Origin of the sequence: Serratia sp. JSRIV004 (assembly GCF_019968705.1) — a bacterium.
Taxonomy (GTDB): domain Bacteria; phylum Pseudomonadota; class Gammaproteobacteria; order Enterobacterales; family Enterobacteriaceae; genus Chania; species Chania fonticola_B.
Genome location: NZ_CP074140.1, coordinates 4,738,190 through 4,752,548, shown reverse-complemented (window position 1 = coordinate 4,752,548; position 14,359 = coordinate 4,738,190). Strand labels below are relative to the sequence as shown.

The following is a 14,359-nucleotide window of genomic DNA, read 5'->3' as shown; positions in this document are numbered from 1 at the left end:
CGTGATTTTGGTGATTGTCGGTCTGGTGACCCACCTGGGTGTCGGTTGGCTAAACTGAGCCAATTAACAGTTTTGTGATGTTGATCACCTAAGGAAAGAAAAGCCTTTTCGCTGCTGCCCGCCAAAGCCGCTTTCACTGTGCTATTTTTCACATACTCTTAACCTGCCGCCCTATCGGCCTGCGGCAGATTTCACTTTTCTCGCGCCCGCCGAGGAAATAGTTTCATTTCATTTCGATCCGAAAGCTTTTTACCCCCATTTGCTGCTAAAACTGCCCTGTAACCCCGATCACAATTTCATTGCTTTCGCTTTGTTGTAATACCGCCGCAGTAGAGCGAAAGCCATCATCTCCCGGCCAAAACCGGAAACCTGAGGACCTATTGCTCATGCCAGTGAACACCGCTAAACGACGTGAACACATTATCGATTTGCTCTGCGAGCACGGAAGCGTGCGGGTGGAACAGCTCAGCAAACAGTTTGCCGTTTCCACGGTGACGATCCGCAACGATCTGCGCTTTCTGGAACGTAAAGGCTGTGCGCTGCGTGCCTATGGCGGGGCGATGCTCAACCAGCAGTTTGCCTTCGACCGCCCGCTACATGACAAGGGGCGCTTGAACCGCGATGTGAAATCACAGATTGCCTGCCGAGCAGCAAGCTACGTGCGTGACGGTGATGCGCTGATCCTGGACTCCGGTTCCACCACGGCCCAGATCGTGCCCTGGTTGAAACCGCGCCGCGATCTGGTGGTGATGACCAATGCGCTGAACATTGCCTATGAGCTGTCAGGTTACGACGGGGTGGAAGTGATGGTGTTGGGGGGAAGCGTCCGGCAGAACTCCTATTCGCTCTATGGCCCGGCTGCCGAGCAGCAATTGCGCCAGTACCGCTTCGACAAACTGTTTCTGGGCGTCGACGGTTTCGATCTGGTTGCGGGGATCACTACGCCTCACCCCGGTGAGGCACACCTCAATCGTGTGATGTGCGAGGTGGCGCGCGAAATAATCGCGGTAGCGGATGCCAGCAAGTTTGGTCGCAAGAGCTTTTGCATGATCCGCGAAGTCGGGCAAATTCATCGGCTGATCACAGATAGCCGTCTTCCACAAGATTATCAGCAGGCGCTCAGCGATTTAGGCGTAGATGTGGTGATAGCCGATCGCGAGTAGGGCGCCCTCATGGGGGATTCATGCAGCAGTGGTTACAACTGGTAGCACAGCACAAGGCCGGCCAGCCGGTGGGGATATTTTCCGTTTGCTCCGCGCATCCTTGGGTATTGCAGGCCGCCTTGCGGCAGGCAAAGGCACGTGGCACGCCGGTATTGATCGAAGCGACGTCAAACCAGGTTAACCAGTTTGGCGGCTACACCGGCCAGACCGCCGCACAGTTTCGTGATGCGCTGTGGCAGATGGCGGATGACATCGGGTTACCAAGGAGCGCTATTTGGCTGGGGGGCGATCATCTTGGCCCCAACGCCTGGCAAGACCGCCCGGCACAAGAGGCGATGGCGCTATCCGAAACCCTGATTGACGACTATGTGCGCGCCGGATTTCGCAAGATCCACCTCGACTGCTCCATGTCCTGCGCTGACGATCCCACCCCGTTGGGTGATGAAGTGGTGGCGCAGCGTGCGGCGCGTCTGTGTGCGGTGGCAGAACGAGCCTGGCAGCAAGCGGGTGGTGAAGCTCCGGTATATGTGATCGGAACCGAAGTACCGGTGCCGGGCGGTGCGCAGGAAACGCTGCAAGGCATCCAGGTGACTACGCCACAGGCAGTCTCCGCCACGTTAGAAGCGCACCGTCATGCCTGGCAGCAGGCAGAGCTGAGCAGCGCCTGGTCACGAGTGATCGCCTTGGTAGTGCAACCCGGCGTCGAGTTCGACCATCACAGCGTCGAACATTACCAACCGCAGGCGGCGCAGGAATTGAGCCGCTTTATCGAACGCCAACCGGGTTTGCTGTATGAGGCCCATTCGACCGACTACCAGGCACCGAAGGCTTATTCGCAACTGGTGCGTGACCATTTCGCCATTCTGAAAGTCGGCCCGGCGCTCACCTTTGCGCTGCGTGAGGCGCTGTTTGCCCTCGATCGGATCGAACGTGAATGGTTGGGGGAGCATTGTTCAGCCCAGCTGTGCGCCACGCTTGAGCAGGTGATGCGTGAACAGCCGCAGCAGTGGAGCCGCTATTATCACGGCAGCCCGCATCAACAGTATCTGGACCGGCACTACAGCCTGAGCGATCGCGTGCGCTATTACTGGCCGCAGCCACAGGTTCAGCAGGCAGTGAATGCGCTGATGGACAATCTACGGAGCAACCCAATCCCGCTGGCCTTGCTCAGCCAGTATTTACCCGATCAGGCACGGGCCTTGAATGCCGGTGAGCTGAGCCAGGATCCGCAAGATTGGGTGATCCACAAAATTACCCAGGTGCTCGACGACTACCACTCAGCCTGTTACCCGGAGGTGCGCTGATATGCCCAATATTCTGATGACCCGTATCGATAACCGCCTGGTGCATGGCCAGGTCGGGGTGACCTGGACCAACACGCTGGGAGCCAATCTGGTGGTAGTAGCCAACGATGACGCCGCTGCCGATCCGGTACAGCAAAACCTGATGGACATGGTGGTGGCGGATGGCGTGCAGACTCGGTACTTCACCCTGCAAAAAACCATCGACGTGATCCATAAGGCGGCGGATCGGCAAAAGATTTTTCTGGTGTGTAAAACGCCGCAGGACGTATTGACGCTGGTGCGAGGCGGGGTACCCATCACCTTCGTCAACGTTGGCAATATGCACTTCGCCGCAGGAAAACGGCAAATCCACAAAACGGTCTCGGTGGATGACGATGACATTGCCGCCTTTCGTGAGCTGGCGGCGTTGGGCGTAGCCTGCGAGGTGCGCCGGGTGCCGGATGAAGCCGGTGAAGCGATAGGCAAACTGCTCGCTTGAGCGCAGGGGGAAGCATGTTAACTGACGCGTTATTGATTGCATTGCTGGCGGGGTTGGCCGGGGTCGACCTGTTCGACGGCCTGACCCACTTCCACCGCCCGGTAGTGATGGGGCCGCTGGTTGGCCTGATCCTCGGGGATGTCACCACCGGCTTGCTGGTGGGCGGGACGCTGGAACTAGTATGGATGGGCATGGTGCCACTGGCCGGTGCGCAACCGCCTAACGTGGTGATCGGCGGGGTAGTCGGCACGGCGTTTGCCATCCTCACCAAGGCCGATCCCAAGGTGGCCATTGGCGTGGCGGTGCCGTTCGCCATTGCGGTACAGGGCTGCATCACGCTGCTGTTCACCGCGTTTTCACCCATGATGCACCGCTGCGATCGCATGGTGCAGGAACTGAACTGGCGCGGCGTTGAGCGGGTGAACTACCTCGGCATCAGCATCCTGTTTGTTTTCTACTTTGTGGTGGCGTTTTTGCCGATCTACTTCGGTGCCGATGCGGCCAGCGCCATGGTGCAGAAAGCGCCGACCTGGCTGCTGGATGGGCTGGCGGTGGCGGGTGGCATGATGCCGGCGATCGGCTTCTCACTGCTGATGAAAGTGATGATGAAGAAAACCTACGTGGCGTATTTCATCCTCGGCTTTATTTCGGTGACGTTCCTTAAGCTGCCGATCCTGGCGGTGGCGCTGGGGGCATTGGCGATCGCGCTGATCGATTTCTTTAACAGTCAACGGGCAGATGCGGATGTGACCAGAAAGCCTGTTCAACCGGAGGACGCCGAAGATGGCATTTGATGATTCTGACGATCTGCTGGCGCAAAAGGCAGCAAAACGCCTGGAACAGGCATTGGCCACCAGCCAGGTAGAGCAGGATGACTATGTTGATAGCCAGCCAGCAGAAGCGCTGACGCGTAGCGATATTAACCGCATGGCCTGGCGCTCGCTGCTGCTGCAGGCATCGTTCAACTATGAACGTATGCAGGCCGGTGGTTGGCTGTACACCCTGATCCCTGGCTTGCGCAAGATCCACCGCAATCCTCAGGATCTGGCGAATTCGATGAAGATGCATATGGAGTTTATCAACGTGCATCCCTTCGACGTCACCTTCCTTTCGGGACTGGTGCTGGCGATGGAGCAAAACAAGGAGAAAGTCTCCACCATTCGAGCGGTGAAGGTGGCGCTGATGGGGCCGCTTGGAGGCATTGGCGATGCGCTATTCTGGCTGACGCTGTTGCCGATTTGTGCGGGCATCGGGGCATCTCTGGCGCTGGAAGGCAGCCTGTTCGGGCCGATAGTGTTCCTGCTGTTGTTCAACGTGTTCCACTTCGGGCTGCGCTTTGGGCTGGCGCACTATGGCTATCAGGCGGGCACCAGTGCGCTGACGCTGTTGAAAACCCATACCAAACGAATATCCCATGCGGCGTCAATCGTGGGCATGACGGTCATCGGCGCGCTGGTGGCCTCTTATGTACATCTTTCCACGCCGCTGATCATGCATGCCGGTAAGGCCACCGTGGCGTTGCAAACGGACGTGCTCGATAAGTTGATGCCCAACCTGTTACCGCTGTGTTTCACGTTGCTGGTGTTCTTCCTGATGAAGCGCGGTTTCTCACCGGTGAAACTGATCGGTGTGACGGTGGTGATTGGCGTAGTGGGTAAATTTATCGGTTTACTGTGAGGAAGAGAACATGCCAGGAATTGTCATTACCGGCCACGGCGGTTTCGCCAGTGGCCTGCTACAGGCGGTAGAGCAGGTGGTAGGGGAACAGCCTGCCTGTATCGCGGTGGACTTCCCGGTCCATATGGGGACGGCGGAGCTGAAAGTCGCATTGAGTGCGGCGCTGCAAGCGGTAGAACAAGCGGACGGCGTGGTTTTCCTTACTGATATGCTGGGGGGATCGCCTTTCCGTAGTGCCTGCGAGTTGGCCGATGCGCATGGCAACTGTGAGGTGTTGACCGGGGTGAATATGCAGTTGGCTGCCGAAATGATGCTGGAGCGCGAAGGGCTGAGCCTGATCGAGTTCCGTGACATGGCGCTGGCCTGCGGCAAACGCGGTTTGACCAGCCTGTGGCATGAGCGGCGTAAGGTGAAATGCGCCAACGCCGAGGCTGATGGGATTTGACCCTCACCCCAACCCTTATGTCTTGATCTTCTCCGCCTTAGCGGAGAAGATCCCCGACTGATCATCGGGAGATAGCCGGTGAGCTCCCCCTAACCCTAGTGCCTATGAGCCCGTGGGAGAGATTGTGCCCCGGCTGTCTATTTCCCTGTCGCCTTGTAGACCGAACGGTATCCTGTGCCTATGAGCACCTACATATAAGGATGGTCCGGCGATAAATTTCAGACATGGTTATGGAGTGCCATAATGCGTAGAACCCCTGTCGGCGTTGATATCGCTAAACACAAATTTGATGTCGCCGTACTGCTGGACAATCAGAAGTATAAAACCAAAAAGTTTGCCAATACCCCTTCTGGATGCCGCGAGTTCGCAGCCTGGTTGAGCCGCTTTGGCGACTGTCATGTCTGTATGGAAGCCACCGGGAGCTACAGCACGGAACTGGCCACTTATCTGGCAGACAACAACTACCACGTCAGTCTGATGAACCCGGCGTGTATCCATTCCTTCGGCAATACAGAACTGGCCCGGAACAAAACGGACAAAAGCGATGCAGCGATGATAGCCCGCTACTGCGCACTGCATCAGCCTGCCCCGTGGTTCCCAGCCCCGTTGAGCGAGCGCCAGTTGACCGCGTTGGTCAGGCATCTTAAGAACCTGGAAGAGATGCGTCAGATGGAAGAAAATCGCCTGGAGGTGGCCGAAGCAGTCATCGTCCCTTCACTCAATGAGCACATCGCCACGTTGGATGAACTGATACGAGAAACGAAAAAGAAAATCAGTCAGCACATCGATGATAACCCTGACCTGAAACGGGACAGCGAGTTGCTAAAAAGTATCCCTGGAGTGGGAGAGATGCTGAGCTCCAGCCTGCTGGCCTTCGCAGGAAACCTGCGTCGGTTCACCAGCAGCAAGGCCCTGGTAGCGTACGCAGGACTGAATCCACAGCGATGTGAGTCGGGGATGTTTAAAGGGAAAAGCCGGTTATCGAAAGTGGGGCACGGTGAGCTGCGAAGTGCGTTATACATGCCCGCGGTAGTGGCAGGCCAATACAATGTTGTGGTTAAAGACTTAACAGAAAGGCTGAAGTTGCGTGGGAAGTCGGGCAAAGAAAGAGTGTGTGCGGCGATGCGAAAGTTGCTGCAACTGGCCTATGGTGTGGTGAAATCAGGAAAGACATTTAATGCGGAAATACCGCTTGCCGGATAGCCGACAAGACGGTATCTCTCCCACAGGGAGAGGGAGTTGATAGCCCCTGCTCTTTTGGCAGTATAGAGATCATATCAGCAACCTCGAGCACTCCTTATCCAAGGTGGATCAGTCGATGCTTATGAAGGGTCACGATACTTTCAGTTAAACTCGATCGGTTCCCTCTCCCTGTGGGAGAGGGTTAGGGTGAGGGGTATGTTGAGGCTAACTCGGTATCGGCAACGGGCTAAGCGCCATCTGGGCCGGGCCATGTTCGTCGCGGCTGAAACGCCAGCAGGTCTGATGATATTTCGCCACGCTGTTGCGGTGTGCCACGCTGACCAGCGTGACCTCCGGCAGTTCGTCAACCAGCAGGCAATACATCAATTGCTCGGTTTCATCATCCAACGCGCTGGTGGCCTCATCCAGGAACAGTACATCCGGGCGGGTAAGGATCGCGCGGGCAAACGCCAACCGCTGCTGCTCGCCCGGTGAAAGCCGATGGCTCCAGTTGGCGCTGGTATCCAGCCAGCGTTGCAGGTGCTTCAGCCGGCAGTTTTCCAGGACTTTCAACAACTGCTCATCGCTGTAGTCTTTATCCTGGTGTGGATAGCTTAGCGCCTCACGCAGCGTACCGATCGGGATATAGCTGCGCTGCGGCAGGAACAGCGTAGTGAGATGTTTATCCAGGCCGATCTCACCAGAACCGTAAGGCCAAATCCCGGCAATCGCACGTAGCAGCGTAGATTTACCACAGCCAGAAGGGCCGACGACCAGCACGCGCTCGCCGCGTTGCAGCGTCATGGTTGCCGCACTTAACAGCGGCTGTCCATCGGGCAACGTCAGGCCAACATCGCGCAGCATTAGCGGTGAGTGGTCTTCCTGTTGCAGGCTGATGCCGCGGGTCAGGTTATGGACCTCGTCCACCGCCGCGTTAAAGCCAGCCAGACGGTTAACGCAGGCTTTCCAGGTGGCCAGATTGGAAAACGCGTCGATAAACCACGACAGCGAGCCTTGCACCTGGCCAAACGCGGAGGAGATCTGCATCAGCCCGCCCATCTGGATCGCACCGGAGAAATAGCGTGGTGCCGCCACCAGCAGCGGAAAGACAATGGCAAACTGGCCGTAGAAGTTGCTGGCGATATTTAGCCGCCGGGTGATACGCATGATCGACCACCAGTTGCTGCGGATGGCTTCAAAGCGGTTACTTAGCTGCTGCTTCTCACGTGGTTCACCGTGATACAGCGCGATGGCATCGTTATTTTCACGGATACGGATCAGCCCGAAACGGAAGTTCGCTTCATAGCGTTCCTGATTAAAGCCGAGCATAACCAGCGGCTTGCCTACCCACCAGATCAGCAACGATCCCAGCGCCGCGTACAGCAGGGCAAACCACACCATATAACCGGGCAGGGTAATGGTATGTTGGGCGATCACAAAGGTCATCGGCCCGCTGATATGCCAGAGAATGGTAATAAACGAACAAAGCGTCACCAGGCTGGAAAGCAGACCGAGCGACAAAGATAAGGTGTACTGGGTCAGGACGTTGAGATCGTCGGAGATACGTTGGTCGGGGTTATCGATAATCTGCTGCTGTTCGGTATGGTAATAGGCCTGATGCGCCAGCCACTTGCCCATAAATTTTTCCGTCATCCAGCGCCGCCAGCGCATCTGTAGGCCCTGGGTCAGATAGATCTTGTAGACCGCCAGCACGATGAAAGCCAACGCCAGATAGGTAAAGCGCCACAGTTGGGCTTTGAATACCGGGTAGTTTTTATTCTGCAGGGCATCATAGAACACTTGGTTCCACTGGTTGATCAGCACGCTGATATAGACCAGCCCCAGGGATAGGCCAACGATGGCGATCAGCATCGCCCAGGCGCGCCATTTTTCTTCCGAAACCCAAAAGGGTTTGATCAACTGCCAGACGGCCCGTTTTTGTGTGGTGCTCGTGTTCATGAAAATCCAGAAGGTATCGTTTTCTTCTAGCATGGGCACGAGGCTGGTAACAAACAAACCGCCACATGTAAGCAGTTTTGACGTGGCTCATTATTTGCAATACAGCGGAGATAAAACGAGCGCAAGAAACGTTGAGTAGCGTAAGGCGAGGGCGTCTTTGGCGCGGCGGCAAATCACAACACATAATGAAATTGTTACAACTATGTTCGGGGCGAACATGTGCTCGCCCCGACAGATTTATTTCACGGCATCTTTCAGCAAGGCTTTCCAGCCTTCAACATTCCCCAAATACTCCTGCACGGGGATCTGGGATAGCCGCCCTTGAGTATCCTCCAGGGCAAAGGTCGGGAAGCCATGCCCTCGGACTTTGGCAAGCAGTGCGCGGCTGTCGGCGATATGCTGTGTCGTTGGCGCGCCGCTGTTCAAACGCATCTCGGCAATAAAGGCAGCAGGATCCAGGCCCAGCTCACTCGCCAGCGCTTCCAACACCGGCGTATCGGCAATACGTCGTCCTTCCCGGTAGTGAGCTTCCTGAATGCGGTGCAGCATATCCAGGCCCCGTCCAGCGAGCTGTTCAGCGGCCAGGATCGCAACGATCGGTGGCTCAGAGTCCATCACCGCCGTGGTGTCACGCAGCAGTCCGTTGAAGTAACCGTCGCCGAAGGGCTGGCCGGTTAGCTCGGCAATCCGTTTATCATGGGGCATCACGTAATTGCGCCATTCCTCGTTGATGGTTCGGCGGGCATTGCCGGTCATCATGCCACCGGCGTGCAGGGCAACGGTCAGGCCCGGAATAGCCTGGGCAGCCTTGGCCAGCGGTGCTGCACCGTAACACCAGCCGCACAGCGGATCGAAAATGTAATGCAGGGTCGTCATGTTTTTGCTCCTACCGCTTTACTGCGGCCACTTCATTTCGCCTTTCAGCACTTTGGCGCTCAGTTCCAGGCTAGAACCATCTTGCAGCTTTGGATAGTGCTGCTGCATGGCCGCGATCAGTTCCGCGGAATTCTTGGTTTTTGGCAACTCACTTTCCAGCGTGGTCAGGTAATTGTGGGTAAAGGTCACCGACTCCAGCGTTTGCGCCGCTCCCGGCAGGAAGTGCCCCGGAACCACTACCTGCGGTTTCAGCGCCTTGATGCTTTCCAGCGTTTGCTGCCAATGAGCGCGTGACTCGATGGTCTGATTATCCGCAATCCACGGATGAATATTGTCACCGGCTACCGGCACACCACCCACCACGGCTTTCAACGATGGGATCCACACAAAGGTGCGGTCTGGCGTTGGGCCATTGAGGCCTTTCACTTCGACCTGCTGGCCATCGATGCTAAAGCTGCTGCCCTGCAACGGCTGCGGCACGATCACGGTTTTCGGTGCATTCTCCTTCAGGATGGGGCCCCAATAGGCGAGTTTACCTGCCTGGGTCGCATTGATCGCTTTGATCGTTTCCGGTGAAGCAATGATAGTTGCTTCTGGGAAGGCGGCTTTGATCACGTCCAGGCCGAAATAGAAATCCGGATCCGAATGGCTGATGTAGACCGTGGTCAGCTTCTTACCGGTGGCCTTGATCTTTTTCACCAGTTCCTGCGCGTCGTTACGCTGGAATTGGGCATCGATCAGCGCCACTTCGTGTGGGCCGCTGACAATCTCGGAGGAGACCGGGAATACGCTCTTTTCGCCAGGGTTATACACTTCCAGGGTCAACGTATTAGCTGCATTGGCGAAGGTGCTGAATGAAACGAAGCCGGTTACGGCCAGGGTCAGTAATGATTTCTTAAACATGTGCAGGTGCCTTTTAGGTATTTGTTGTCGTTGGCCAGATGATAGGTTGCATAGAACGAGAGAAAAACCGGATAATAAGCAATTATTAATTGCGTAAATCGAGCGAATCATGGATCGCATTACCGCTGCAGAGGTTTTTGTCACTATCGTCGAACGCGGCAGCATGATTGCGGCTGCGGATACCCTGGCGATGTCGCGGGCTATGGTGACGCGCTATCTGGCGCAGATGGAACAATGGGCTGGCGCACGGCTGTTGCACCGTACTACGCGTAGGCTCAGCCTGACCGATGCCGGGGAGCGCACCTTGGAACGTTGCCGCCAAATGCTGGCGGTAGCGAAAGATATCGATCTGGTCGAAAATGAGCAGAGTGATGATTTACGCGGCCTGTTACGCATCAGTTGCTCGCAATCGCTCGGCCAAACGGCGCTGGTGGGGGCGGTGGCGCAGTACCTGAAACGTCATCCTCAGGTTGCTGTGGACCTGCAAATGGATAACCGGGCGGTCAATCTGGTGGAAGAACGGATCGATCTGGCGCTACGCATCACCAATGAGTTGGATCCTAATCTGATTGCTCGGCCGCTTTCCAACTGCGCTTCGGTGATCTGCGCGTCTCCAGCCTATCTGGCCGCTCATGGCACCCCGCGTCACCCGCAAGATTTAGCTCTGCACAACTGCCTGACCTACTCCTACTTTGGTAAAAGCCTGTGGCACTTTGATGAGCAGGGTGTGAAGTCGGCGGTGGCAGTCAGCGGTAACCTCAGCGCCAACGAGTCGGTGGTGCTGTTGGCAGGAACGCTGCAAGGAGCGGGGATTTCCATGCAGCCTTACTATTCCGCTGCGCCACTGTTGGCAAAGGGGGAGTTGGTGGAACTGTTACCGGGGTATCTGTCACAAACGATGGGGATCTACGGCATTTACACTTCGCGCCGCCAAATGCCCGCCACGTTGCGCACCATGCTGGACTTCCTGGTGGAATGGTTTGCCACCGATCCTGGCTGGCGTGCCACGCTGCGTTAGCGTTGGATCACGGAAGCCAGGCGGGCGGGCAACTGTTGCGCCTGCTGCTGCAAGTGCTGCACAAAGGCCGTGACCAGCGCGGAAGAGGGGCGGTGCAGCGGGCGGATCAGGCTCACGGTAAATGGCACCTCGACGCTGAAGGGCCGCACATGAACGCCATTATTGGCGTAATCCAACGCGGTCAGTGGGTTGACGATCGAGATGCCGACTCCGGCCTTGACCATCGCACAGACCGAGGCGGCGCTGTGGGTCTCCATCACCATCCGGCGCTCGATGCCTTGCTCATGGAACAATGCATCCAGCAGTTGCCGATAGCTGTCGGTGCTCGACAGACTGATAAAGTTTTCTGCGTTGAAGTCCTGCGGCGTCAGCGTGCTTTTCGCAAGCATTGGGTGCCCGGCAGGCAGCACACACACTTCATTCATCGTCAGCAGCGTCATGCGCTCGGTGCCAGCGGGCGTCAGGGTATTCTCCGTCAGGCCCAGATCGTGGCGCTGTGCCGAAAGCCATTCTTCCAGCAATGGTGACTCCTGTGGGATCACACTGAAGCTCACTTCCGGGTAACGATCGACAAAAGGTTTGCACACGGCAGGCAGCAGCGATTGGGAAAACACCGGCAGACAGGCAATGGAAAGCTGCGCCTGCTGGAATTGCCGGATACCTGCCGCTGCATTCTTGATGCGATCCAGGCCGTAATAAGAACGCTGCACTTCTTCAAACAGCCGCAAACCTTGCACTGTGGGGTAAAGACGGCCACGTACGCGGTCAAACAGTTGCAGCTGGATCAGCTTCTCGAAGCGGGCCAGTTCGCGGCTGACGGTCGGTTGTGAAGTTTGCAGCAGCGCCGCCGCCTCGGTCAGATTTCCGGTGGTCATCACCGCGTGAAAAATTTCAATCTGGCGTAGGGTAATGGCGTACATGGCGAAACTCCACGGAGAGGGAAAGCCATATCATAAATGAATAGACTATGGCGAAATAGATATTTTTCACACAGAGGCTGCTGCGGCATGATGGTGGAAAATTTGATTATGGGAACCGAACCATGCCACGCGCCTTGAACGACACCTCTACCGCCCTGAACGCCGCCAATCTGCTGGCGCTGCCCCCACGCTTTGGTTGCCCGGTCTGGGCCTATGATGCAGATATCATCAGCCAGCGTATCAGCCAGTTGCAGCACTTTGACGTGATCCGTTTTGCCCAGAAAGCCTGCTCGAATATTCATATTCTGCGCCTGATGCGCGAGCAGGGCGTCAAGGTGGATTCGGTGTCGCTGGGGGAAATCGAGCGCGCGTTAAAAGCCGGTTTTGAGCCGGGTGGCGAGGATATCGTATTTACCGCAGATGTGCTGGATCACGCCACGCTGGCGCGCGTCAGCGAATTGAAAATCCCGGTCAACGCTGGTTCTATCGATATGCTGGAACAGCTTGGTCAGGTGTCTGCCGGGCATCCGGTGTGGCTACGTATCAATCCTGGTTTTGGCCACGGCCATAGCCAGAAAACCAATACCGGCGGTGAAAACAGCAAGCACGGTATCTGGTATGCCGATCTGCCGCAGGCGGTCGCCAAGGTGCAGCAATACGGACTGAAACTGATCGGGCTGCATATGCACATCGGTTCCGGGGTGGATTACCAGCACCTGGAGCGCGTGTGTGATGCCATGGTGCAGCAGGTGATTGCCCTGGGGCAGGACATTACGGCGATTTCCGCCGGTGGCGGCCTTTCTATCCCTTATCAGCAAGGGGAAGAGGCGATTAATACCGAACACTATTACGGCCTGTGGAACCGTGCACGTGAGCGAGTTGCCGCACATCTGGGCCATCCGGTGAAGTTGGAAATCGAGCCGGGGCGTTTCCTGATGGCGGAAGCGGGCGTGCTGGTGGCCGAAGTGCGTTCGGTAAAACAGATGGGCAGCCGCCACTTTGTCTTGGTAGACGCTGGGTTCAACGATCTGATGCGTCCGGCGATGTATGGCAGCTATCACCATATCTCCCTACTGCCTGCCGACGGCCGCAATACTGATCATCAACCGCTGCAAGACACCGTGATTGCCGGGCCGCTGTGTGAGTCAGGTGATGTGTTTACCCAGCAGGCGGGTGGCGGTATTGAAACCCGTCCGTTGCCGCAGGTGCGGGTCGGGGATTATCTGGTGTTCCATGACACCGGGGCCTATGGCTCGTCGATGTCCTCCAACTACAACAGTCGTCCGCTGCTGCCGGAAGTACTGTTTGAAAACGGTGAGCCTCGGCTGATCCGTCGCCGTCAGACGATTGAAGAATTGATCGGGCTGGAGTTAATTTAAGCGTAGGGGCCAGGTACCACGGACTCACGCAGTTTTAACTCACCGACAAACGGCGTTAGCGGTTGTAGCGCTTCGCCGTTGATCAGACGCAGGGCTTGGGCGATCGCCGCTTCGATCATCGCATCGATCGGCAGGTAGACGGTGGACAACGCCGGTTGCAGATAGGCGGCGCTTGGTTCATCGTCGAAACCAAACAGCGAAACGTCCTCAGGCAGGCGTTTGCCAGCCTGGTGCAGGGCCTTCATCGCACCGATGGCCATATCATCGTTGCTGGCAAACAGCGCGCTGAAGGAGTTGCCGCTAGCCAGCAGTGCCTTACAACTGAGGTATCCGCCGGGTACGCTGCTATCACCGTTGGTGATCAAGGCATCATTGAACGCAACCTGGTGGCGTTCCAACGCCTGACGATAACCCGCCAAGCGGGATTGGGCGGTGGGGGTATCAATAGGCCCGGTGATGCAGGCGATCTCACGGTGCCCTTGACGGATCAGGTAATCCACCACGTTGAAGGCGGCCTGTTGCTGTTCGAAGAACACGCAGCGCTCACGGGCCTTCGGCAGATCGCGGTTAATGATCATCACCGGAACCGGCAGGTCTTCCAGCAGCTCCATCAGGGCGCTTTCGCTCATAAAGCGGGTGTAAAGGATAATCGCGTCGCAGCGGCGATCCGCCAGCAGCCGTACCGCCTGCAATTCATCTTCTGGCGTGTCGTGGCCGTCGGTGACGATCAGGTGCTTGCCGCTGGCCTCGACCAGTTTGGCAGCCTGGCGCAGCAAACGGCCAAAGTAGGGGCCGTCAAAATTGGACACTACCAGCCCAATACTGTTGGAGCTTTTATTGGCCAGCGATTGGGCGAGAAAGTTCGGCCGGTAGCCCAATTCATCCATTGCCTTGAACACCGCATCACGCGTGCTTTTCTTCACCTGGCCGGTGCCATTTAAAACGCGGGAAACCGTGGCTTTGGACACCCCCGCGCGCATGGAAACATCCAACATGGTGATCATCAATGGCTACCCTCTTTCAACGTCCGCTGCGGTAAATAGTGCTGAGTCTAG

General features: G+C 56.9%; 14 protein-coding genes. 9 read left to right on the top strand and 5 right to left on the bottom strand.

Features of this window, described 5'->3' with window-relative positions; translation table 11 throughout:
* The first annotated feature begins 386 nt into the window (after window positions 1-386).
* From agaR to KGP21_RS22600, 7 genes are all read left to right on the top strand, one after another.
* Entirely contained in the window at window positions 387-1,163 is a 777-nt protein-coding gene (gene agaR, locus KGP21_RS22630; RefSeq protein ID WP_037375671.1) for a transcriptional repressor AgaR, read from the top strand.
* Between the two features lie 20 nt (window positions 1,164-1,183).
* Window positions 1,184-2,467 carry a D-tagatose-bisphosphate aldolase, class II, non-catalytic subunit gene (locus tag KGP21_RS22625; RefSeq protein WP_094981496.1) on the top strand — a complete coding sequence of 428 codons (1,284 nt, stop codon included), beginning with the start codon at window positions 1,184-1,186 and terminating at the stop codon, window positions 2,465-2,467.
* Window position 2,468: 1 nt separating this feature from the next.
* Window positions 2,469-2,945, top strand: coding sequence for a PTS N-acetylgalactosamine transporter subunit IIB (agaV, locus tag KGP21_RS22620; protein WP_021806150.1), 477 nt, complete (start codon window positions 2,469-2,471; stop codon window positions 2,943-2,945).
* A gap of 14 nt (window positions 2,946-2,959) precedes the next feature.
* Window positions 2,960-3,739 (top strand): PTS N-acetylgalactosamine transporter subunit IIC, encoded by a 780-nt coding sequence (gene agaW / locus KGP21_RS22615; protein WP_021179850.1) that lies wholly within the window; start codon window positions 2,960-2,962, stop codon window positions 3,737-3,739.
* A complete protein-coding gene (locus tag KGP21_RS22610) occupies window positions 3,729-4,622 on the top strand; it encodes a PTS system mannose/fructose/sorbose family transporter subunit IID (protein ID WP_024485029.1) in 894 nt (297 codons plus the stop codon). The genes agaW and KGP21_RS22610 overlap by 11 nt, the downstream gene beginning before the upstream one ends.
* Window positions 4,623-4,632: 10 nt before the next feature.
* The gene (agaF, locus tag KGP21_RS22605; RefSeq protein ID WP_094981498.1) at window positions 4,633-5,067 is read left to right on the top strand and encodes a PTS galactosamine/N-acetylgalactosamine transporter subunit IIA; all 435 of its coding nucleotides are present in this window, start codon (window positions 4,633-4,635) and stop codon (window positions 5,065-5,067) included.
* Window positions 5,068-5,310: 243 nt separating this feature from the next.
* Window positions 5,311-6,270 carry an IS110 family transposase gene (locus KGP21_RS22600; protein ID WP_059199085.1) on the top strand — a complete coding sequence of 320 codons (960 nt, stop codon included), beginning with the start codon at window positions 5,311-5,313 and terminating at the stop codon, window positions 6,268-6,270.
* A 204-nt stretch (window positions 6,271-6,474) separates the two neighbouring features.
* Here the strand turns inward: KGP21_RS22600 and KGP21_RS22595 are convergent, their stop codons facing one another.
* The 3 genes from KGP21_RS22595 to KGP21_RS22585 all read right to left on the bottom strand — a co-directional run bounded on the left by KGP21_RS22595 (window position 6,475) and on the right by KGP21_RS22585 (window position 9,987).
* Complete coding sequence (locus tag KGP21_RS22595) at window positions 6,475-8,208, bottom strand: ABC transporter ATP-binding protein/permease (protein WP_021806147.1); 1,734 nt, start codon at window positions 8,206-8,208, stop codon at window positions 6,475-6,477.
* A gap of 237 nt (window positions 8,209-8,445) precedes the next feature.
* A complete protein-coding gene (locus KGP21_RS22590; protein WP_218518952.1) occupies window positions 8,446-9,084 on the bottom strand; it encodes a DsbA family protein in 639 nt (212 codons plus the stop codon).
* Between the two features lie 18 nt (window positions 9,085-9,102).
* Entirely contained in the window at window positions 9,103-9,987 is an 885-nt protein-coding gene (locus KGP21_RS22585) for an MBL fold metallo-hydrolase (RefSeq protein ID WP_021806145.1), read from the bottom strand.
* A 109-nt stretch (window positions 9,988-10,096) separates the two neighbouring features.
* Between KGP21_RS22585 and KGP21_RS22580 the strand changes: the two genes are divergently transcribed.
* The gene (locus tag KGP21_RS22580) at window positions 10,097-11,005 is read left to right on the top strand and encodes a LysR family transcriptional regulator (RefSeq protein WP_021179856.1); all 909 of its coding nucleotides are present in this window, start codon (window positions 10,097-10,099) and stop codon (window positions 11,003-11,005) included.
* On the opposite strand, the gene KGP21_RS22575 is transcribed toward KGP21_RS22580, so the two are convergent.
* Entirely contained in the window at window positions 11,002-11,925 is a 924-nt protein-coding gene (locus KGP21_RS22575) for a LysR family transcriptional regulator (protein ID WP_209522713.1), read from the bottom strand. The genes KGP21_RS22580 and KGP21_RS22575 overlap by 4 nt on opposite strands.
* A gap of 122 nt (window positions 11,926-12,047) precedes the next feature.
* Between KGP21_RS22575 and lysA the strand changes: the two genes are divergently transcribed.
* Window positions 12,048-13,304 carry a diaminopimelate decarboxylase gene (gene lysA, locus KGP21_RS22570; protein WP_021806142.1) on the top strand — a complete coding sequence of 419 codons (1,257 nt, stop codon included), beginning with the start codon at window positions 12,048-12,050 and terminating at the stop codon, window positions 13,302-13,304.
* On the opposite strand, the gene KGP21_RS22565 is transcribed toward lysA, so the two are convergent.
* A complete protein-coding gene (locus KGP21_RS22565) occupies window positions 13,301-14,308 on the bottom strand; it encodes a LacI family DNA-binding transcriptional regulator (RefSeq protein ID WP_209522711.1) in 1,008 nt (335 codons plus the stop codon). The two genes, lysA and KGP21_RS22565, sit on opposite strands and share 4 nt — an antisense overlap.
* Window positions 14,309-14,359 lie beyond the last annotated feature (51 nt).